This is a genomic window from Pantoea sp. Acro-807, from assembly GCF_011752675.1.
In the GTDB taxonomy this organism is placed as follows: domain Bacteria; phylum Pseudomonadota; class Gammaproteobacteria; order Enterobacterales; family Enterobacteriaceae; genus Pantoea; species Pantoea eucrina.
On the sequence record NZ_VWXE01000001.1, the window covers coordinates 874,339 to 896,761 of the forward strand.

Here is a 22,423-nt window from a genome sequence, read left to right on the forward strand (position 1 = left end):
CGTGCAGCCACTACGCTGGTCGCTGCGGCACCGGCAGCTTCGATAAGCGGCGTTAACGGATAACCGCACACGCGGGGCGTATCATCCAGCATAAATTTTGATGACGAAACAATTTGTCGTAGTTATCTGCGTGAGCGCAGGCAGCAATCTGGCAGGATACGCCGCACTTAGTGCCTTCTGGTCCCTGTGACATGCCGTGGCTTACCCGACCCGCTCTGTTCTTTGCCTTAAAAACCACGCTCGCTGCGTTTCTGGCGCTCTGGCTGGCGCTGGAGATTAACCTGGATCGCCCCGCCTGGGCGCTGACGACGGTGTTTGTCGCTTCGCAGCTCTACTCCGCCTCGACCATCTCTAAATCGCTGTTTCGTCTGCTCGGCACGCTGCTGGGCGGCCTGTTTATCTTTCTGATTTTTCCGCTGACGGTGGCGCATCCGCTGCTGTTCAGCCTGGTGATTTCACTCTGGGTCAGCGGCTGTCTCTGGCTCTCACTGCATGACCGGACGCCCAAAAGCTATGTGTTTATGCTGGCGGGCTACAGCGCGGCGATTATGGGGTTTCCGGAAGTTTACACGCCGTGGGGCATTACCAGCACGGTGCTGTCGCGTATTGAAGAGATCACCTTAGGCATTGTCTGCAGCAGCCTGATACACGGCCTGCTGTTTCCGGTCTCCATGCGCAGCCTGCTGGAGCAGAGCGTGACGCAGTGGTATCTCACCGGCCGCCGGCTCTGTCACGATCTGCTCTCCGGGCCGGTTAGCGCCGTCTCGCCCGAACGGGAAGCGATCCTGACGCAGATGGCTACCGCACCGCAGCAGGTGGAAATTCTGATCACCCACTGCGTCTATGAGGGTGACGCTGCCCGGCGGCTGATCCGCTTAGTCAGCGCGCAGTATCAGCATCTCTCCTATCTTATCCCGACGCTGACCGCCATCGAGCTGCGCCTGCAGCGCCTGGCCGCACGCAATATCCTGCTGCCTGACTATGTGGCGCAGGGATTTCAGCAGTTCCTGCAGTGGCTCAGCGACGGAGAAGCGCCGGGCGATGTGATCGGCATTCAGCTGGAGCTGACCCACCGGCAGGCGCAGATCAACGCGGCGTGGCGCGCCGGCGAGCTGCCGGTGGAACACTGCCTGCTGCTGAGCGGGCTGCTGGAGCGCATGATCGACTTTGTGCGCATCGCCGGGGCGTATCAGAGCGTCAGTGGCATGGTGAGCGATTTGTCGGGTGACACCGCACTGGCGCGCGGCAGACGCACCCACCGCTTCTTTGATCGCGGGCTTATCCGTCTTTCGGCGCTGACCGCTTTCTGCGCCACCTTTGGCAGCTGCCTGCTGTGGATGGGAAGCGGGTGGCGCGACGGCGCCTCTGCCCCGGTTATGGCGGCGATCCTGAGCTCTTTTTTCGCCAGCCTCGATACGCCGCTCACCTCGATGAAGCTGTTCGTGCGCGGCGTGCTGATCGCCATTGGTATCAGCCTGGTGTATGTCGCGCTGCTGCTGCCGCAGGCGACCTCGTTTGAGGCGCTGATAATCTGCATGGCGCCGGGGCTTATTATGCTGGCGCTGACAATCGCCCGCCCGGCAACCAACCTGATTGGCCTGAGCGTGGCGATTCAGATCCCGGGACTGATCGGTTTTGGTCACCATCTGAAGCCGGATCTGGTGCTGCTGGTGAATAACGCCATCGCCTCGGTGACCGGTGTCCTGTTTGCCGCGATCGCCACGGCCATTATGCGCAACAAGCGGCCGTCGTGGAGTGCGCGGCGCGCGGTGCGGCGCGGACTGCGCGAGCTGCTGCGCTTTATTAAGGAGATTGAGCGCAACGGCTCATCCCTGCCGGCCCGGCAGCGCTTTATCAGCCTGATGCTGGATAAGGTCAACATGGTGCTGCCGCGTCTGCGTCTCGATCCGCAGTCAGATATGAGCAGCGCCGGTATGCTGCTTAATGAGGTGTGGCTGGGCGTCAACAGCTTCGACTACTATGCGCGGCACCGGGTGCTGCTGGGTAATTACCTGCTCGACAGCGGGGCGTTTTTCTATGAGCTGGGACGCTTTCTGAAGCAGCGGCTGAAGTCGCTGCAGAGCGCCCCGCACGCTGAACTGCAGCAGACGCTGGATCTGCTGCTGCTGCAGCTGGAAGCGCTGGCGCTGGATGATGAACGCCTGTTTACGCCGCTGTTTCATCTGTTCAGCGTCCGGCTCTATCTGTTTCCGCAGCTGGCGTGGCCGGAGGCGACCGCCGGCCAGCGCGCCGCCCTGCAGCAGCACGCTCTGCGCCTGCGCGCTCAGCCATCCCAGCTGTAGCCGCCCGGTACGCGCGCAAAGCCTGCCGGTTTCAGCAGCGCCGTCAGCGGCGACTGGCTGGCCGGAGAACCATCAATCTGCTCCAGCGTAAAGCGCAGGCGCGGCTCGCGCCGGAGGGCCGCGGCTAGCGCGCCAAGCGCCTGCTGCAGGATCTCCGGCGATATATCTGCCATAAACGTATGCAGCTGTTTACCGCCGGGCGGCAGCCAGAGCAGCGGCTCTCCCTGAAACAGCACCACCCAGCTGCCGCTGCGCCGCAGCGGTTTCGTCCCGGAGAGGGTCAGCGGCCACGGCAGCTGGGTGCCAAACGGATTAGCCGGATCCAGCGTAGCCAGCGCCAGCGTCGCAGCGGACGGCGCGCGCTGCAGCTGACGGATACGCTCAATCAGCGCCGGCTCAGCGAACTGCGCGGCCCCCATGCCGCTGACAAAACGCCCGCGCAGCAGGTGTCCGGCATCCTCCATCGCGCGCAGCACCGGCTGCAGCGCCGGAAAACCACCGGGGATCGCGCTGCTGCGGGCGGCGCCGTGCGTTGCCACGCCGCTGCGGTCCAGCAGGGCGCGGGTCAGCGCCAGCGCCCGCACCGTATCGGACGCCGGTCTGATATTCAGCAGCGTCCAGTTGCCGGGCAGCGTCACGGTGGCGGCCAGGGCCGGACGCCCGGCGCCGCCGGGTGCCGCGCCAAAATGGCGTCCGGCCATGCGGCGACGGCGTGCCGGACGCGGTTTGCTGCGCAGCGGCGGCATCCGCAGCGGCTGCCAGCTCTGCGACGTGATCCAGCCACGCCACACCAGATCCCACAGCGCCGCGTCGGTTTCCGGTGACGCACCATCACCGGCGTCGCTCTCGGTGGCGAGCTGCAGCTGCCGGAAGGTTGCGCTGCCGTACTGCTGCAGGTGCGCCACGATCCGCTGCTGCAGAGGTGACAGCGTCACGACTTGCGTCTCCGCCGGTGGCGTCATGATTGCGGCACCGGCGTCAGCCGGGCAGAGTTCCACCCGCTCCTGTCGCGTGCCGGCTGCGCGGCTGCCGCGCCAGAGCACCTCGCCGCTCGCCAGCAGTTCATCCAGCAGCGCGGGCTGGTAATCAGCGATACGCGCCGGAAAAATCTGACTCTCCCAAAGCCCGGCAGGCAGGGCCACGCCGGCCAGCTGCGCGATGACCCGGCGCAGACCCTCTGTACCGCTGAGCCGGGCGGTAAGCGCGTGGCGCTCCGTCAGCGCCTGCACCCATGCCGCCGGCGCAGCGGGTTGGGTCGCCTCACGCGCCGCCTGCAGCGATGCCAGCCGCAGACGCCGGAATACCGGCGCGGCTATCCACTGCACCCCGCCGGAGGCGGGTTCGCTTCTGACGACACCCGGCGTCTCCGCCAGCAGCCTCTCTGCCGTGCCGGCGTCGAGGCCAAAATGCCGGGCGACCTGGCTGGCTCTTACCAGCGTGTGCGTCTGCAGATAGCGGCTGACCAGCCCCTGCAGCGGGCGAACCGCGCTCTCCGGCACTGCGCTGCCGCCACCGGAGAGCACCTGCAGGCGGGCGGCATCTTCTGCGACCGCAAAACAGGCCTGCGCACCAGACGTAACCGGCAGGATCCGGCCCGCCTGCTGCAGGGTCTCCAGCACGTTTGCCAGCGGCGGCGCGCCCCGGTAGCGCCGGGCTATCTCTCCGGCGCTGAGCGGCCCCAGTTCGCGCAGCAGATCCACCACCGTTTCCTCGCCGGTAGCCTGGCGTGCTGGCGTCAGGCGCTGCAGCAGCGCTTCCGTCTGCGCAATGACGTTTGCGTCCAGCAGCTGCTCTGGCGGCAGCGCCCCGATCAGCTCGCTGAGCAGTGACGTATCCAGCGCCAGCAGTGCGGCCAGCTGCTCAGCCTGCGGCACCGCCCGGCGGTCGGCGTCAGCCAGATGGCCGGTCAGCAGCGCGGCAGCGAAGGGCGAGGGCGCGTCAGTTGTTACCTCGCGCAGCTGCACCTCTCCGGCGCGGATCTGCGCCATCAGCTGCTGCAGCGCGGGCAGATCATAGACATCCTGCAGGCATTCACGCGCGGTTTCCCGCAGCAGCGGAAAATCCGGGAACGGCCGCACGGCGTCAAACAGCTCTGCGGCGCGCAGCCGCTGCTGCCAGAGCGGGGTGCGCTGCCCGGCACGCTGACCCGGCAGCAGCAGGGCGCGGGCGGCGCATTCGCGAAAGCGGGCGGCAAACAGCGGCGATCCGCTGACGGCGCGGCTGACCCGCTGCTGTAACTCATCCGGCGTAAACTGCAGCCAGTCGGAAAGTGAAAATGTGGCATGCGGCGGCAGACGCGTCACAATGCCGTCGTCGCTGGCGACCACGTCAGCCGTTATGCCGTGCTGTTCCGCGAGCCGATCGGCCAGCGCCAGCGCCCAGGGCGCGTGTACGCGTCTGCCCCACGGCGAGTGCAGAATAATGCGCCAGTCGCCGCTGTCGTCCGCACAGCGCTCAATCAGCAGCGTGCGATCGTCCGGCAGCTGTCCGGTCGCCACCTGTTGCTCACGCAGCAGCGTCTGCAGATTACGCCGGGCGTGCGCGTCCAGCGCCGGGTCTTCTGCCGTGCCGTTTGCGGCCTGACGCAGATAGCGGCCGCGCGCCGCGCCGAGCGATGCGGCGCGTCCGGGCGCATCCGCCTGCCAGAACGGCAGCCGTGCGGTGCGTCCCGGTGCCGGTGTGACAATCACCCGGTCGCGCATAATCTGCTGAATACGCCAGGTTGTGGCTCCCAGCGTCACGATGTCATTGACGCGCGAGCCGTAAACCATCTCCTCATCCAGCTCGCCCACGCGGCGGGTACCGGCCTGCGCCTCACCCTCCGGCAGCATCACGCTGACGCTGCCGCGATCGGGAATGGCGCCGGCGTGCATAATCGCCAGCAGCTTTGCGCCGGGCCGGGCCGTGATGCGATCCGTCTGCGGATCGTGGATCAGCCGCGGGCGCAGCAGGGCGAAAGCGTCAGTGTCGTCGCGTCCCGTCAGCATCGCCAGCACCGCATCGTAATCGTGCCGCGACAGCGCCAGAAAAGGCGCGCTGCGCGTGACTTGCTTAAACCAGCGGCCAGCCTCCAGCGGCGCTATGGCGGCGGCAGCGATGGTCTGCTGGGCAAGAATATCCAGCGGGTTTTCCGGCACGGTCAGCGGCTCCGTTTCGCCCGCCAGCATCGCCGTGACGATCACCGCCGTCTGCAGCAGATCGCTGCGCGATCGGGGCCAGAATTCCCCCTGCGGCGTGCTGCCCGGCCGGTGTCCGGCGCGTCCGGTGCGCTGCAGGGCGCTGGCGACCGACGGCGGCGTACCGACCTGAATCACCTGTCCGACGCTGCCCATATCGATCCCCAGTTCCAGGCTGGAGGTGGCCACCACGCAGCGCAGCGCACCGCTCTTCAGCGCGCTCTCGATCAGCAGGCGCTGCTCCCGGGCAACGGAGCCGTGGTGCGCGCGTGCGATCTCTGCGGCGTCGTCGCGCTGCTGCTGCTGCTGCCAGCGGGCGTTAAGGCGCGCCGTCAGCTTCTCCGCCAGCGCGCGCGAGTTGGTAAACACCAGCGTGGTGTGATGGCGCAGCACCGCCGCCAGTATTCCCGCTTCCAGATGCGGCCAGAGCGCGCCGGCTTCGCTTTCGCTCCCCGGCAGCGGCGGAGGAGCCGTGAGATCCGGCACCGGGACCGTGACGCGAAGCTGCAGCGGGCGCGGCAGCGGCGGGTTGACGATAGTGACCGGGCGGCGACCGGCCAGAAAGCGCGCCACGGTCTCCGGCGGGTTTACCGTTGCGGATAACCCGATACGCTGCGCCGGCCGGGCCAGCTGCGCATCGAGCCGCTCCAGCGACAGGGCCAGATGGGCGCCGCGTTTGTTGCCCGCCAGCGCATGAATTTCATCAACGATGACGCTGGTGACGCCGCGCAGCGTATCGCGCCCCTGCGAGGTCAGCAGCAGATAGAGCGACTCCGGCGTGGTGATTAAGATATCGGGCGGATGGCGGCGCAGCGCTGCCCGCTCGCGCGCCGGGGTATCGCCGCTGCGGATCCCGCAACGGAGCGTGATGGCCGGCTCGCCCTGCTGCTGACGACATGCGCTGACGCCCGCCAGCGGCAGCTGCAGGTTGCGCGCCACGTCGGCGGCCAGCGCTTTAACCGGCGAGATATAAAGCACGCGCGTGGTTTCTTCGTGCGCAACGGCGACATCCGGACTGCGCTCGCGAAACAGCGCATCGATGGCGTGCAGAAACGCCGCCAGCGTTTTGCCGGAGCCGGTCGGCGCCACAACCAGCGTATGGCTGCCGCCGGCGATCGCCTCCCAGGCCGCCTGCTGAACCGGCGTCGCCTGATCGAACGTCTGTGTAAACCACAGGCGCGTGGCGGGTAGAAAGTGCGACAGCGGTGGGACAGACATCCCGGACTCCTTGCGGGTAAGAGGGCGCGATTAGCAGTGTAGTCGCCCGCGCGCGGCTGAACAGGTTATATACTTGATGCTCAGCGATTTATTACGGGAGCTTGTTATGAACAGCGTAAAAATGGCGTTACTGGCGCTGGCGCTGCCGGTCAGCGCGCTGGCCGCGCCGGTATTTACCCTTCAGTCGCCCGATTTTCAGGATGGCGGTATGCTGCAGAAGGCGTTTGCCGGCAATAAACCGGGCAATCCGGCGTGCAGCGGCGAGAACCTCTCACCCGCCTTCAGCTGGCGCGATGCGCCGCCGGGCACACGCAGCTTTGCGCTGCTGATGACCGATCCGGTGGGTGCGAAAGGGCTGGGCGTGGTGCATATGGTCGCCTATAACATTCCGGCGGATCGGCAGCAGTTTGCGCGCGGCGAGCTGAGCAGGGGAACCGGTTATACCGGCGGCACCAACAGCCCAGGCACGGCGCACTACTATGGACCCTGTCCGCCTGCGGGCAGCGGCATGCATCACTACAACTTTGTGATTATCGCCACCGATCTGCCGCCGGACAGGCTGCCGGCCGGGCTGACGCATGATGCGCTGATCGCTCAGCTTAAAGGTCACGCGCTCGCCGGCGCCACCCGCGTCGGTCGCTTTACCAACGATGAGTAAACCGCCACGCCCGCTGCCGTGCCGGGCGGGCAGTTATCTGGCGTCGGCGGGTGCCACCTCCAGCTCCAGCTGGTTTTCTGCCAGCGTTTTACCCTGTGCGTCGATAAGCCAGGTCTGCACCCGCAGCGGAGTAGCGCTGACGGGGGTGAGCGGCACATCAAGCACGTTACTGCCGGTATCAGCCGCCGCCGCGACCTGCCGTTCACCGCGCGCGAGCAGATGACCCTGCTGAGTGGCGCGCCAGCGCAGCGTAAGCGCCGGAAACGCCTGCGGCAGATCGTTAATCACCCAGAGTGACAGCGCGCCGGGTCTGGCGGCCTGCCAGTTCAGGGTATGCGGATCGATAGAGGGCAGCAGCGGCTGGTAGGCGCGCTGCAGGGCGTAATAGCCCGCTTTCGGCTGACGCAGGTAATCCACCACGCCCCAGTTGATTGAGGGCCAGGTTTCCACAAACATAAACTGAAACAGCGCGGTCACCGGCTGGAAGCGCTGCCGCCGGTAGCTCTCGGCAGCCACGGCGACCAGCTGCGCCTGATAGCGCTGGGTGTTTTTGATAAAGTCATGGATGTTCTTGCCCCGGCTGATGCCCGCGTTTTTAAACGTCTGGATCGGCTGGAAATTGTGATATTTCCAGCGCGTCCAGAGCGGATCGCCGGGTTCGGTTGAGGCTGGCCACCATTCGCGGCGCGGAATGATGCTCTTCAGGGTGGCCAGATCGGGCAGCGCCTGCGCACCGAACTCCGTGACGGTGGCCGTTTTCGCCGGCTCAAGCAGATTATTCAGCGTGCCAAAATACCAGCCTGCCCAGTAGTGCTCCTCCACAGCAGAGTAAGGATGCACAATGCGGCTGCGATCTTCCGCCAGCGCGTCTGCCACACGCCGGGTCAGGGTGCGGTTAAGATCTTTATGCCAGTCGGGAAAGCGCTTCTCCATCCACGGCGAGTTAAACGGCGGCTCGTTCTGGCCGCCCCAGACCACGATAGCCGGCGAGTTGCCAAACTGCGCGGTCATGGCGCGGGTCTGCGCCACCGCGTTATCCGCAAAGGCGGCAGAGTCGTTATAGCCCCACTGCAGCGGCACATCCTGCCAGATCAGCAGACCGCGTTCGTCAGCCGCCTCATAAAGCGCCCGGCCCGCCACGTGACCATGCACGCGGATAGCGTTAGCGTTCATCTTCTCCACCAGCGTAAAATCGCGCAGATAGCGCGCTTTGTTCATGGTGCTGAGCCACGGGGAACCGATGTAGTTGGTGCCGCGAACAAAGATCCGCCGATCGTTGATGCGCCAGCCCTGATTATTTTCCAGCGCCTCCACCTTGCGCAGACCGGTGCGGCTGCTGCGCCGATCCATCACGCCGCGATCGTCACGGAGCGTGGCGCTGACCTGATAAAGATGGGGTTTGCCGTAGCCCACCGGCCACCACAGCCGCGCCGCCGGCATCGGCAGCGTGACCTGCAGATGCGCGGGCGTATCGCCGGTCGCCTCCAGCCGTACGCGCTGCTGCAGCTCAAACGCCTGGCCGGGAAAGTTATCCGGTGTGGCGCGCAGGGTCAGCGTGACGTCAGCCGCGACCGGGGCGCGGTAGTGCAGCCCGGCAGAGAGCTGCGGCTGCGCCAGCCCCTGAGACCAGTCGGGACGCAGGATCAGCCGATCGATCGTTGCCCCCCGGCTGATGCGCAGCCGTACCGGCGCCCAGATGCCGCCGGAGTTCGCCTCCTGACCGCGATCGCTCCAGGCTCCGCCGGGACGCGTATCGTGCTGGTTCAGGATCCCTTTCATCAGGTTCTTGTGCAGCGGCCAGGTGCCCGGCGTCGCCTCGCGCGGGCTGTCGACCCGCACGGCCAGCCGGTTGTAGCGGCGCAGGCTGTCAGTGAGATCGACAGCAAAGCGCTGGAAATATCCCTCATGCTGCGCCAGCCGCCGGCCGTTGAGCCAGACGTCAGCCATGTAATCGACCCCGTCAAACTCCAGCGTCGCCCGCTGGTCCGCCTGCAGCGGCGGCAGCGAGAACTCATGGCGGTACCAGAGCGCGCCCTGATGATCGCGACCGGCGCTATACCAGTTGGCAGGGACGCGCAGCGTCGGCCATTTTCTGTCCGCTTCGCGCCAGCCCTCAAAGCCGGGCGTATTCGCGTCATGCACGCGCCATTGTCCGGCCAGCGACCAGCTGACCGGCACCTCGCTGGCTGCGGCTGCGGGCAGGCTGACTATCAGTAACAGGGACAGTAAACCACGCATCACTTCTCCTCCAGCAGGGCGCGCAGCTGCTGACGCACCCGCGTACACTCGTGTATCAGGCTTTCGCGCAGCCGGGCGGCATCGATGGCGTCACCCTGGCGGATCTGCGTTTCAGCGGTCTGCAGCGTATGGGTTAAGTCTGTGAATCCAAATATGGCGGCTTCGCCCCGCAGCTTGTGGCAGTGGCGTGACGCGCTCGTCCAGTCGCCTTCACTCAGCGCGGTCAGCAGCTGCGTTTCGATCTCCGTCAGCGAATCGGCAAACAGCAGCAGCAGTTCGTGCAGCAGCGTCGCGTCCAGCCCAAGCTGCTGCGCCAGCGCGGCGGCGTTGCCGGCTGGCGCAGGCGTGTCGCCTGCCGCCGGGTCAGGCAGCGCCATGACCCGGCTGATCTCCTGATGCAGCATCTCCTGGCTAACCGGCTTGGCGACGTAGCCATCAAAGCCATTCTGCAGGCAGTACTCCTGGTCGCCTTTCATCGCGTGCGCCGTCATGGCAATGATGCGCTGGTGGCGGGGCGGCGATGCGGCGGCTTCACGTTCGCGGATCAGACGCGTCGCTTTTTCACCATCCAGCTCCGGCATCTGCAGATCCATCAGCACCAGGTCCCAGCCATCCTGCTCCAGCAGCGTCAGCGCCTCCAGCCCGTTACCGGCGATGGCGAACTCATGACCGAGCCGGGTGAGGAAATGGGCGGCAAGCTTTTGATTCACCAGATTGTCCTCGGCAAGCAGAATGCGCAGCGCCTGCGTGGCGGGGTCGGCCACGGGGCTGGCCGGCGCACTTTCCGCACTGCTGGCGGGCTGGCGCTGCCCGGAGGCACCCGCCAGCGCGTCATAGAGCTCACGCTGATCGATCGGTTTAGCCAGAAACTTATTCACGCCGAGCTGCCGCAGCTGTTCTGCATCCATCGCCCGGCTCATTGAACTGAGCATAATAATCTGACTGGTTGCCAGCTGCGGGTTTGCCCGGATCTCCCGCGCCAGGTCAAGGCCATCCCGATCGGGCATCTGCGCATCCAGCAGGATCAGCGGAAAGTCCGGCTGCGCCTGCAGCAGCGCCAGCGCATCGGCGGCGCTGGCGGCGAGGCTGGGCTGCAGACCCATATTGCGCAGCATGTCGCTCAGCAGATGGCGGTTAGTGGCGTTGTCATCCACCACCAGTACCGGTAACGGTGCCAGGCGCGGCGAATGCCGCACCGGATCGCTCTCTGTCTCTGCCGGCAACGGCAGAGAGAAGGTAAACGTGCTGCCGCGCCCCGGTTCACTCTGTACGGTCAGCGAACCGCCCAGCCGCTCCACCAGCCGGGCAGAGATGGTCAGCCCGAGCCCGGTGCCGCCATATTTGCGGGTGGTCGAGGTGTCTGCCTGGCTGAACGATTCAAATATAAGCTGCTGCTTCTCCGGTGGAATACCGATGCCGGTGTCGCGCACCTGAAAGCGCAGCCGGTTGTGCGTGGCATCGCGCGTCACGGCCAGTTCAACCTCGCCCTGATGAGTAAACTTCAGCGCGTTGCTGATGAGGTTGGTCAGGATCTGGCGCAGGCGTACGGTGTCAGCGAGAAAGGTGGCGGGAACATCCGGGGTGACGTTAATCAGCAGCTCCAGCGCTTTTTCGCTGGCGGCCGGCATCAGCGGCCGCGCCACGGCGTGCAGGAACGGGCGGATCTCAAACCGCTCTTCATCCAGCTCAATTTTTCCCGCCTCTATTTTGGAGTAGTCGAGAATATCGTTAATGATGCGCAGCAGGGTGTGGGCTGAGTGATAGACCAGCGTCATGTACTCGCGCTGCTCCGCAGTCAGCCGGGTGTCGAGACAGAGCTGGGTCATACCCAGAATGCCGTTCATCGGCGTGCGGATCTCATGGCTCATGTTCGCCAGAAACGCGCTTTTGGCTTCATTGGCCGCGTGCGCAGCGGCAATCGCCTGCAGCGAGAGCTGCTCTGCCTCTTTGCGCTTGGTAATATCCTGCAGCGTGCCAATGACGCGTTCCGTCTCGCCGCTGACCGTGACGCTGGCCACCTGACCGGAGAGCAGCATCCAGCGATAGTTGCCGCTGCGGTGCAGCAGGCGAATTTCCCGTTCAAATACCGGCAGCTGTTTGTTGCTGGCGGAGGCAAACAGCTGCTGCAGCGGCTCGCGATCGTCCGGGTGCAGCAGCGTATCGAGAAAAGTGGCGCTGTAGTGCCAGGTTTCACGCGGATAGCCCAGCATATTGAGCAGCGCATCGTTGACCTGCAGCAGATCGTGCTGCTGCTGCCAGTCCCAGATGCCAATCTGGGTCGATTCCGCCGCCAGCACAAAGTCAGCGTGCAGCTGCCGCCGCGATGCGTCAATCAGCGTATAGCCCGAGACGTCAATATGCAGACTGACGATGCCGCCTTCAGGCGTGCGGTTATGCTGGACAAACACCTGCCGGTTAGCGATGCGCCGCATCTCACTGTGATTGTCGAGCCGGCAGCGGCTTATCAGGTTATCGATCATCGCCTGACGGCTGCGGTCATCCTCTGTCATGTAGGCGGAAGCGATAAAATCCTGCGCCAGCTCGGTCAGCGTCATGCCGACGCGGATCCGCTGCTCCATTCCGGGGTAGAAACAGACTACCTGCTGGTTATACGCCACCAGCCGCTCCTGTGCGTCATACATCAGCACCGCGGCGCGCAGGGAATCGAGCGCTTTGGGTAACAGGCTTTCCGGCATCAGTTTCTCCTTATTCTTCGGCCAGCGGGGCGGTGACCGGCAGACAGCGCTGCGGCACACGGAACGGATCGGCCAGCTGCTGACGGAAAAACTGGCGGTTCTCGCTATTTCCGCTGTCGATCAGCGGCTTCATGTGGGTTTTGAAAAGCAGCGCTTCCAGTACCGTGGCGTTGGTAGAGAGCGTGATAGCGCGGTTGTACTCCCCGGTCGCCTCGGTGCGGCCTTCATACCAGCCGCGCGCCGGATCGTACTGCAGCCGGGTGGTGCGCATCAGCGCATCGGTAAACGGCGTGTCCCAGAGCGCCCAGAGGCCAAATACCGCGCGGGTGGAGACCTGCGCCAGCGTCGGCACCCATTTATTGTCATCGGTCAGCGTGTTCCAGGCGTAGCCGTTAGCGAAAATGGTGTCGTTGACGTGCCACGGCGCGACGTTCAGGGCGAAATCGCTGCGGGCGGTTAAAATGCCCTGACGCTGCCAGCGACGCTCCTGCACCTGATAGACCAGGCTGGCGCGCTGGCGCTGCTGCCGGATCTGCGCGCGGTCGGCGCCCGGCAGCTGCCAGCCATACTCCATTCCGCTCAGCACCCAGGGCAGCGTGGTAAGGGCGGCGGGCGTCCAGGTGGTGCGGGGATCGCGGCTGTCGATATCCAGCGCCAGCCCGTCGATAATGACGTGCTGCGCCGGAGGCTGCAGCGACTGCTGGTTAGCAAAGCCCCACAGCCCGAAACCAGCGGCGCTGTATTCGCTGTCGCCCAGCCGCCCCTCTGGCTGGATGCGCATCTGCTGCTGCTGCCACATGCCCGCACTGAGCTGGCCCTGCTTATCCACCACCGGGCAGAAGTTCCAGCGCAGGATAATGCGCTGCAGATATTCCCCGTACTGCGGGTGAAACGTTGCGACCACCTGCAGCGCCATCATCAGACGCGCCATGTCGCGTGAGGACCAGCCGATCACCTGTGGCGTATTGCTGTAGCCCACCATCGACAGCGTCCGGCTGTTATAGAGCAGATTGGGCACGCCGCTCCGGGTGAGGGGGAGGCGATTAAGGCTGCCGAGCAGCTGACTGAGCTGGTGGTCAAAACGGCGATCGTCGATAAGCTGCAGTTCGCGCGCCGCCGTGAGCGCAATCAGGGTATCGCCCATCTGCCACAGGCTGACCACCGGCCGCCGGTCGCTGCCGCTGACCAGACCGCTGTTCGCCTCGCTGTTATTCTCAAAGTAGCGCCAGGCCACCGCGGCCCAGCGCTGCTCTTCAGGCGTCAGCGCGCCGGTGCGGGCGGTGGTGTGCCAGCCGCCGTTCACCAGCCAGCGCCAGCCGTCTCCCTCGTGACGCAGCAGCAGCCAGGCCCCGAGCGCCAGCAGCAGAGCCACGACCAGACCGGTGATACGCACTAGGGTTTTAGGCATGAGGTCGCTACCGGCGGAAGTTTAACGGGCGCACTGCTGTCGCAGCGGGCGCATTTGCAGGCGCTGCACTTCGGTGCGCTGCGCACGGCGGTCCCGCTCTGATCGCACCAGGTTTTTATGCCGGGCGTCACCTCCAGGAAAGGCCGGTTGCGACGCGTGTTGTTCTCTTCAAACAGATCTACCAGGCGCTTTTCCCACAGGGAGGGCGCATAGCTGCGGCTGCGCGCATCGTTAGTGTTAAAGCGCAGCAGCTTGCCCTGTTTTTTGAACAGCAGCGCTTCCAGCATGATGCCGTTGTTGTTGGCGGTGAACTCTTTGATCGGGCCGTCGCCATTCTCATAGAGCCCTTCGTAGTAGCCTTTGTCTTTCTCATCGGCGTTTTCAATCGCGTCAAACAGGCGATCGGTATAAGGGGAGTTCCACAGCACCCACATGCCGAGTGCGGCCTTCAGCGAAACAGCCGCCACATTGGGCACATACTGGCCTTTATCGGTGATGGTGTTCCAGTTGAAGCCGTCGCTGAAGACGGTGTCATAGACAAAGTAGGGGGATTTATCGAGCTGGTGTTCGGAGCGCGCCGTCAGGGTACCGGTGATCATGTAGCGGTTCTCCTGCGCCTGATAGACCCGATCGGCGAAGTTCTTCATCCACGGATGAGAGTGGTTGTTGGGGCGCGCTTCACGATCGTCGCTGTTGTCCCAGCCCATCTCCAGGCCATGCAGCAGATAGGATTCGGTGACCACGTAGTTATGCTGATTGGTCAGCCGCGGATCGCGCGAGTCGTAGGGCACCAGCACGCAGTAGATATCCGCCAGCGCATAAGGCTCAGGCCGGCTCGCCTGACAGGTGGTAAATCCCCACAGCTGATAGCCCGCCGCCGCATACTCCTCATAACCAAGCCGGCCCTCCTGTACGTACTGAGGCTGCTTCTGCTTATCGAGATAGGCGCCATAGAGCGTGCCGCACTCATCGACCACGTGGGTAAAGTCCCAGCCCAGCACGACGTTATCAATGCTGTTGCCATGCTCCGGATAGCGCTCTTTGATAATCTTCAGCCAGAGCAGCATGCGGCCAATATCGATAGCGGAGAAGCCTATCTCGCCCGGTTTGTTCAGGTAATCGACTTTCTGCCCGGTAATGGTGTTATAGGCTTTGTTTGGCACCTGGTTCTGAAACAGCACCAGCTTGTTCAGCGTGGCGATAAACTGCAGAAAGCGGCGATCAAACTCCGCTTTATCAATGATCCCCAGCTCGCGTGCTGCCGTCAGCGCGGCGAGGTAAGAGCCGCTGTCCCACATGGTGGTGGAGGGGTATTTATTCACCGCGTTCACCAGACCGGTAGTGGGCTGATAGTTGGCGACAAAATAGGACCAGGCGTTGCGCGCCACCTGCATCTCCCGCGCGGTCAGCTCGCCGTGGCGGCTTTTATAGTCGGAGGCGGGCAGGCTGACGGCCGCCTGCAGCGGCAGCATCCACAGGGTCAGCAGCAGCGTCAGCCCCGCCAGGCCAGCGTGTTGTAGCGATAGCACTTTCATCGTTCTTGCTCCTTGTTGCGTGCGGTTGCGGGGGGCTGAGACAGGCAGCCCAGGCAGAGCAGCTGTCCGTGGGCGATATAGGAGAGGCTCTCCAGCACCATCGCGTTGGTATCGGCATTCAGGGCAGCGTTCACGCTGCCGTCAGGGTTAAATCCCGCCTGCCAGCCTTTGCCGGGCACCAGCAGCGGCAGCATCTGCTGGCGCAGCGCGTCGCTCCAGCGATTGCGGAACAGGGCATACCAGGCAAAGGCGGTACGGACCGAGAGCAGCGCCTGGTTGGGCAGCGGGGCGACGGTATGCTGTGGTGCGCCGCGCTGCGGCTGTCGGCCCGGCAGCGCCGCATTGAAATCGGGTGCCTGTTCGGCATAGTCGGCGCTGATATCCCCCCGTGAGTCAGGTTTGCCGGTGCGCTGCTGCAGGATCTGCATAATGCGCCAGCTGATCTCACCGCTGCGCGCGTCAAATCCCTGCTCCAGCCCGGTCAGCAGATAGGGTGAGCTGATGAGCGACGGCTGTTTGCCCCACGGCGTGCGGATCCCTTCATCAGGCACCGCGTGCCCCTCAATCTCAATCATCTTCAGCCCGTCCGGCGGCTGGCTGACTGCCAGTCCCGCGGTGCTGTTGATCAGCCGCAGCACGCTGCCCGCATAGAGACGGTAGCCGTAGCTGCCGCGCGGGTCGTCGCTGCGGATCACCCAGCGATTGACCGGCAGGCTGGCACCCTGCGGACCGCTGCTCTGCAGCAGCGCATTCAGCTGCCAGCCCGCCAGCAGCTGCTGTACGGCGGCAGCGTGCTGCGGATAGCGCCACAGCAGGATCTGCAGCGGCATCAGCAGACGGCCCATATCGATAGCGGAGCCGGGGCGCGCCGGATCCTGGTCGAGCGGGGTCAGGGTTTCAGCCTGATAAAAAGCGGCGGGAAGTTTATCCGGCTGCAGCGGCAGCCTGCCCAGCGCCTCAAGCGCGGAGCCGATGCGGTCGTCAAACTCAGCGGCGTCAATCACCTCCAGCTGGCGGGCAGCAATGGTTGCCAGCAGATAGCTGCCGCTGCTCCACAGGCTCAGCCAGGGGTTATCCGCTTCCGCGTTAGCCAGCCCGTTGGGCTGCGTGTTATTGACAAAGTATTGCCACGCCACGCGTGCCCACACCGCCTCCTCAAACGTCAGCTCGCGCGTCTCCGGCAGCGCGGGAAAACTTTCGCTGAGGATAATTCCATCGGTGGTTTCCGTGCGGGTGGGCATCTGATGTTCAACCCACAGCACAATGGCAAAGCCGATCAGAAAGCCGATCAGAATGGTGAGATAGCTGCGTGCGCTATAGAGTCCCGCTTTAAGGCTCATGGTCTGCCGTCTCCTGTGCCGGCGGCGTCCAGAGCGCAGCCATAATCATAGGCAGCATCGCCGCAATGTTGACGGCTCCCCAGAAAATGTTGATGACGTAACCCGAAGGGTCATCGACGTTGCCGCGCGCTACCTGTATACCGCCCCAGATAAGCCCGAGCAGCGTCAGCGCCACAATCGCCAGCTGCGGCTTCACCAGGTAGAGAAAACGCCCGCTCTGCCGCTCCTTTGGCGTGACGTGAAACTTGATTTTTTCGCCGCGCAGCACCGTACCGAGCGCCCGCAGGTTGACAGAGAAGAACGCCAGATAAGAGGCGCGACCGTCCCACGCGGAGATCCCCCAGGTGCCGAACATAAAGGCGAGCTCAGAGACGATAAAGAACGGCAGAAAATGCAGGTAAAAAGGCGTTGAGTAAGCGGCCACCGGCGGAATACCGGTAAACAGATAGATCAGCGGCGAGATAAGAAACACCGTGTTCCAGATGCAGGCCAGGTAGGACCAGAACGTTGTGCCGTACATCAGCGTTTGTGCCGCGCTCAGCTTAAAGCGGCGGCGGCTGAAAATTTTGTCATGAAACAGAATATCCAGCGAACCCGCAGCGTACTTAAAGCGCTGGATCATCCACGTCAGCAGATCCTGCGGCGAGAGCATTTTGGATTCAATGCCCGGATGCATCACCGAACGCCAGCGGCGACCGGCGTCACCGTGCAGTACGATTGAGGTATAGATATCTTCAGAGACGTGGAATTTATAGGGCGTTAGCTCCGTGTCGGCAATAATGTGCGGTCGCATCGCCTGTGACAGCGCCTGACGCGTCTCCTCATCGCGGATATCCTGCGTAAAGCGCGCAATCTCTTCCTCCACGTTAAACGCGTAGCTGCGCAGGGCGGCCTGCATAACGGCTTCGCGCCGGTGGACAGAGGCGGCACCGCAGCAGAACGCCGCGTTGGCCGCATTGCGGCGGCGCAGGATCACGTCGTAGAACATACGCGGATCGTTAAAGAAGGGATCGCTGCCCACGGTAAGCGGGCCAAACAGCTTTTCACTCAGGCTGCCAAGCAGCCAGCCGGGCCAGCCGGTCCGGCGCCGCAGCCATGCCGGCAGACGCTCACCTTCAGGCAGGTCATAAAACCACTGCGGCGTCTGCACCCAGGCGACGTCCGGATCGCGGAAATAGCCCAGCGTGTGCACCAGCAGCGTCGGGAAAACACGGGTATCCGCATCGCAGATCACCAGAAAATCGCCGTCAGTGTGCTCCATGCCGTTGCGGATATTGCCCGCCTTGAACCCGGTGTTGTTGTCGCGGGTAATGTAATTGACACCTTCCTGCTCACACACCGCGCGCATCTCCGGGCGACGACCATCGTCCAGCACGTGCACCTTGTAATCGATAGCGGCGGGATAGTGCACCTTACAGGCATCCTGAATCGACAGCCTGACCAGCTCCGGATCTTCTGAGTAGGTCGCAATAAACAGGTCAACCCGGATAGGTCGCGGCGCGGCCTGATCTGCCGGCAGCAGACACTGGTTAATCTCCTCCGGCGCAGGCGGACAGGGCGGATCTTTCTCCTGCCAGATGTTGATAGTGAACAGCAGCGTGCCAAACCAGGCGCAGGTCTCTGCCAGCGCCAGCGGCACCGCATACCAGAGCGCATCAGGGTTCAGCGAGGACATCCAGCGCCAGCGAATGTAGTTTGCGCCCAGAATCAGTCCGGCAACGGCCAGCACCTGCCAGCAGATAACAACCCAGCGCGGTGTCTGCAGCGCCGGAGGGGGACGACGCTGTTCAAAACGGGAAAAGTAGTGGTCCATGGCATCCTGTCTCACATCCTGCAAAAAAGGGCATCTGACCTGGTGAACGCGTTAAGGCAAGCTAAATGAATGAATAATATTAAAACAGATCACTATTATTTATTATTACCGTCTGGCTTTCTGATGCTTACGCTCAGGGCGCCTGACAGCACAAGAAAACATATAGCTGGCAAATAGCGGTTTTAACAGCTTATTTTACGCTATATTTATCATCAGTCTATTTATTGCGCAATGCAGCTACACTTTTCCTTACATCTGAAATATATATTATATTAATGTTTTAACTGATCCTTTATCAGCAGGACTAATGCGTTATGAGCGAATCTGCCGTCGCGGCTGCGCCGTCTGTCACCGTGCCGCACACATGGCGTTATGCTGTGCCTGGCCGGCGCGATCTGCGCATTGATATGCTGCGCGGGATTGCGCTGGTGATGATGGTCGTGGCCCATACTGAACTGCTCTCTGCGATCAATATCTTTACCTGGGAGCGGTTTGGCCTGACTACGGGGGCTGAAGGGTTTGTCATCCTTTCCGGCTTTATGCTCGGCATGCTCAACCGGCAGCGGCTGCAAAAAGAGGTGCTGCTGACGATTGGCTGGACGCTATGGCGGCGGGCCGGGAAGATCTATCTGGTGAATATCGTCATTGTGCTGCTGATTTTGCTGCTCTCCGCGCTGCCGCTGATTAACACCTTTGAGGTTACGCACTTTGTCGATCGCTATTCCGGTACGGTCTGGGCGCTGTTTCCCGCTACGCCGCAGATCAAAGAGACCTGGTTTAATATTGTGCTTTACCTGCAGATAGGCCCTCATCAGACGCAGATCCTGGGTCTCTATATCTGCCTGCTGCTGGTCAGCCCGCTGTTCCTCTGGCTGCTGCAGACGCGACGCTCGGGCTGGCTTATCGCTGCTTCGCTGCTTGGCTATCTCGCTTACCAGCGCTGGCCGCTGCGGCTGACGGTTTCCGAGTTTGAATTCGCCTTTCCCTTACTGGCGTGGCAGCTGATCTACGTGCTGGGCATGTGCTGCGGCTGGTTTAAAGATGAGCTGACCTCGCTGGCGCGCACCCCGGCAGGCTATGTGGTGATCACGCTGATGGTGATTTATGCGCTGGTGATGATGTTTGTTGCGCAGAACCATACCAATCCGTTTATGCCGCCGGCGCTGCTGCTGCACATCATCCCGCCCGCCGATTTTAACTGGTTTTATCACCATCTCGCCGCCAAGAACGCGCTGGGACCGTGTCGGGTCATCAACGACTTCTGCCTGATTCTGCTGGTCTATCTGATCCTTACCCGCTGCTGGTGGCCCATCAATAAAGTGGCGGGCTGGTTTCTGATCCCGCTTGGTCAGCATTCGCTTTACACCTTTATCCTGCACGTGTTTGTGGTGCTGGGCGTCAGCCAGTTTGTCACTTTTGATCTGTGGCAGCAGGCGTGGCTGCGCAACACCGCTATCCATGTGGGCGCACTCGGCCTGCTGTGGTGGATGGCTAAAAAAGAGATTGGCGGGCGTTTTATTCCTAATTGATCGGAGACATCAGATGGAATTCGGGCAGCGGGCAGGGATAACGTGCGGTGTGATTATGCTGGTGGCAGGCACGCTTGACGCCTCAGCGGCAGAGACCGGCTCGGATAAAGGGGCTGGAGCAGAGAGCAGTGAACCGATTCAGGCGGGCGTGTTTACCAGCCGCTGGGGACGACTCTTTTCCGGTAACAAAGATACCTTCTCCGGCGCGCTGAGTTTTTCCAGCGGGCTGAAAGAGCAGTGGCTGACCATCCCGAACGGCTCTGAATCTGCGCAGCAAAAAAAGAAGATCAATCAGCTGCTGAACCTGAGCCTGCAGTATTCACCTTACAGCTACTGGTTTGCTAACGTCACCCTGCGCGCACCGATCACCGATTTTGACCGCTACACCACCGATTTCCGCTACAGCTTTGGCTATGACGACTGGCATGCCAACACCTTTAGCCTGGTCTACAGCAACTATGGCGATAACCATCTGTTTCCCTCCGGCACTAAGCGCTTTACCTACTTTGAGCAGGGGGCATTTACGTTTGCCTATAAATTTTCGCTGCCCAAACCCCTTGAGCGTCACCTGCTGATTAACGACGGGGATGCGCTGACCTGCCAGCTCGGCTACAGCTGGGTGCCGCGCTACTATTCGCTGGCGGATAACGATTTGCGCGCCAACAAGCAGGTCATGCTGGGCGGCTGTGGTTACACCTTTAAACAGCACTTCTTCGTCCGCGCCACCGCGTTCTGGTATCCGCACGCCAGTCAGCAGCAGCCGTGGAACGGAGATTACAGCTACAGCTTCGGCTATGCCGGTTATACGCCTGGCTCGTTCTCGTTGCAGTACAGCAACTATAGCGGTACCCGCTTTCCCGGCAGAAGCAGTGCGAATGCAAAGTTTCGTGAAGGCACGGTATCTCTGATCTGGTTCCTGCCGTTTTAGGAAGGTATATATGCAGCCCGTTTCCGCCCAGTCGGTACTGATTGTTGATGATGCGCTTACCTGGCGTAAGCTGCTGGCCGGTCTGCTACGGCAGTGGGGCTATCACGTGCTGGAAGCTGAAGAGGGTGAGCAGGCGCTGGCGCTGCTGCGGCAGCATCCGGTTAATCTGCTGATCAGCGACTGGGAGATGCCGGTCATGGACGGGCTGACGCTGTGCCGTCAGGTGCGCCAGCAGTTCCGGCAGCGTTATATCTATGTGATCCTGCTGACGGTGCGCGAAAGCACCGACGATCTACGCGCCGGCTTCGCCGCCGGTGCGGATGATTTTCTGCGTAAACCGGTAAACCGGGTCGAGCTGCAGGCGCGCCTGCATGCCGGAGAGCGCATTCTGCAGCTGGAGTCGACGCTGGAGAGTCGCAACCAGAGCCTGCAGCAGGCGCTGCAGCAGATTGAGACCGACCTGCAGGCTGCCGCCGCGCTGCAGCGCAGCATATTACCGCCGCACGCCATTCATCACGCCGGCTGGTTTGCCGACTGGCTGTTTATACCTTCGGCCTGGGTTTCAGGCGATATCTTTCATTTTTTTCCGCTGGACGGGCAGGCGCTCGGTTTTTACAGCGTCGATGTCTCCGGACACGGCGTGTCAGCGGCAATGATGTCGGTAGCGGTGGCGCGCCAGTTTCTGCATGGCCGTACGGTAGAGCGGTTTCTCTATAGCGGCGAGACGATCACGCCGCCCGCCGACGTGGTGGCGATACTGAATGAGCGCTTTGTGGCGCAAAGCAGCGACGTAACCAGCTATTTCACTATGGTGTATGGCGCGATTGATCGTCAGAGCGGTGCCGGACGACTCTGTCAGGCCGGGCATCCGCCACCGCTCATTGTGGCGCGCGATGGCACAATCCGCATCGTCGGTGAGGGCGGTGCGCCGGTCGGGCTGCTTAACGATCTGAGCTGGGAGGAGGTGAGTTTTACGCTGGCCCCCGGCGAGCGGCTCTGCCTCTACAGCGATGGCATTACAGAGTGTGAAAATCCACAGCAGGAGATGTTTGGCATGGCGCGGCTGCAGGCGCTGCTCGCGGAGCAGGCTTGCCAGCCGGCAGAGAGTCTGCTGCAGACGCTGCACCAGCAGCTTAACCGCTGGCGTGACCTGCCCGCTGACAGTACCGCACCGGCAGGCGACGATATCTCACTGCTGGTTATTGAACATCTGAACCCGGACGAACAGGAGTCTGCACATGAAGTTTGAATCTGACACCGTCGATAACACCCGCATTCTGACCCCGGTGGTACGACGACTGGACGCCGCCGTTGCGCTGCCCTTTAAGCAGCAGGTGCTGGAGGAGATCCGGCAGGGCACGCGCGCGCTGATCCTCGACTTTTCACGCGTGGATTTCATCGACAGCAGCTGTCTGGGCGCGCTGATCTCTATCCTGAAATCACTTAACGGCGGCCAGCTGATGCTGTGTGCCCTGAACAGCAACATCAAAAGTATGTTCACGCTGACCCGGATGGACCGGGTCTTTACGCTGTGCGCCGATCGCGAAGAGGCGCTGCGTACGCTGCAATAAGGAGGGGCTT

At 62.8% G+C, this 22,423-nt stretch carries 13 protein-coding genes; 6 read left to right on the forward strand and 7 right to left on the reverse strand.

What is annotated here, in order from left to right:
* The first annotated feature begins 191 nt into the window (after positions 1-191).
* Positions 192-2,303 (forward strand): FUSC family protein, encoded by a 2,112-nt coding sequence (locus F3J39_RS04195; protein ID WP_039384337.1) that lies wholly within the window; start codon positions 192-194, stop codon positions 2,301-2,303.
* On the opposite strand, the gene F3J39_RS04200 is transcribed toward F3J39_RS04195, so the two are convergent.
* Complete coding sequence (locus F3J39_RS04200) at positions 2,285-6,697, reverse strand: ATP-dependent helicase (protein WP_166713847.1); 4,413 nt, start codon at positions 6,695-6,697, stop codon at positions 2,285-2,287. The genes F3J39_RS04195 and F3J39_RS04200 overlap by 19 nt on opposite strands.
* A 121-nt stretch (positions 6,698-6,818) precedes the next feature.
* Here F3J39_RS04200 and F3J39_RS04205 point away from each other — a divergent pair, with 121 nt between their 5' ends.
* Positions 6,819-7,355 carry a YbhB/YbcL family Raf kinase inhibitor-like protein gene (locus F3J39_RS04205; RefSeq protein WP_233207423.1) on the forward strand — a complete coding sequence of 179 codons (537 nt, stop codon included), beginning with the start codon at positions 6,819-6,821 and terminating at the stop codon, positions 7,353-7,355.
* Between the two features lie 33 nt (positions 7,356-7,388).
* Here F3J39_RS04205 and F3J39_RS04210 read toward each other — a convergent pair whose 3' ends face one another.
* Genes F3J39_RS04210 through F3J39_RS04235 form a run of 6 tightly spaced genes read right to left on the reverse strand, consistent with a single transcriptional unit; the run spans position 7,389 to position 18,385 of the window.
* The gene (locus F3J39_RS04210) at positions 7,389-9,593 is read right to left on the reverse strand and encodes a sugar-binding domain-containing protein (protein ID WP_166713848.1); all 2,205 of its coding nucleotides are present in this window, start codon (positions 9,591-9,593) and stop codon (positions 7,389-7,391) included.
* On the reverse strand, positions 9,593-12,289 hold the full coding sequence (locus F3J39_RS04215; protein ID WP_104084963.1) for a response regulator: 2,697 nt from the start codon (positions 12,287-12,289) through the stop codon (positions 9,593-9,595). The genes F3J39_RS04210 and F3J39_RS04215 overlap by 1 nt, the downstream gene beginning before the upstream one ends.
* Before the next feature lie 10 nt (positions 12,290-12,299).
* Positions 12,300-13,697, reverse strand: a complete 1,398-nt coding sequence (locus tag F3J39_RS04220) for a DUF3131 domain-containing protein (RefSeq protein ID WP_108569314.1) — start codon at positions 13,695-13,697, stop codon at positions 12,300-12,302.
* Complete coding sequence (locus F3J39_RS04225) at positions 13,682-15,169, reverse strand: DUF3131 domain-containing protein (RefSeq protein WP_224144859.1); 1,488 nt, start codon at positions 15,167-15,169, stop codon at positions 13,682-13,684. The genes F3J39_RS04220 and F3J39_RS04225 overlap by 16 nt, the downstream gene beginning before the upstream one ends.
* Positions 15,170-15,228: 59 nt before the next feature.
* Positions 15,229-16,572: a DUF3131 domain-containing protein gene (locus F3J39_RS04230; protein ID WP_039384349.1), complete on the reverse strand. Its 1,344-nt coding sequence runs from the start codon at positions 16,570-16,572 to the stop codon at positions 15,229-15,231.
* On the reverse strand, positions 16,562-18,385 hold the full coding sequence (locus F3J39_RS04235; protein WP_166713849.1) for a cellulose synthase catalytic subunit: 1,824 nt from the start codon (positions 18,383-18,385) through the stop codon (positions 16,562-16,564). The genes F3J39_RS04230 and F3J39_RS04235 overlap by 11 nt, the downstream gene beginning before the upstream one ends.
* A 314-nt stretch (positions 18,386-18,699) precedes the next feature.
* Between F3J39_RS04235 and opgC the strand changes: the two genes are divergently transcribed.
* From opgC to F3J39_RS04255, 4 genes are read left to right on the forward strand one after another with little or no spacing between them, the layout of a single operon-like run.
* Entirely contained in the window at positions 18,700-19,914 is a 1,215-nt protein-coding gene (gene opgC / locus F3J39_RS04240) for an OpgC domain-containing protein (RefSeq protein WP_166713850.1), read from the forward strand.
* Positions 19,915-19,969: 55 nt separating this feature from the next.
* Positions 19,970-20,842: a hypothetical protein gene (locus tag F3J39_RS04245; protein ID WP_039385872.1), complete on the forward strand. Its 873-nt coding sequence runs from the start codon at positions 19,970-19,972 to the stop codon at positions 20,840-20,842.
* 10 nt (positions 20,843-20,852) lie between these two features.
* Entirely contained in the window at positions 20,853-22,091 is a 1,239-nt protein-coding gene (locus tag F3J39_RS04250; protein WP_104084967.1) for a SpoIIE family protein phosphatase, read from the forward strand.
* Positions 22,081-22,413 carry an STAS domain-containing protein gene (locus F3J39_RS04255; protein WP_104084968.1) on the forward strand — a complete coding sequence of 111 codons (333 nt, stop codon included), beginning with the start codon at positions 22,081-22,083 and terminating at the stop codon, positions 22,411-22,413. The genes F3J39_RS04250 and F3J39_RS04255 overlap by 11 nt, the downstream gene beginning before the upstream one ends.
* Positions 22,414-22,423 lie beyond the last annotated feature (10 nt).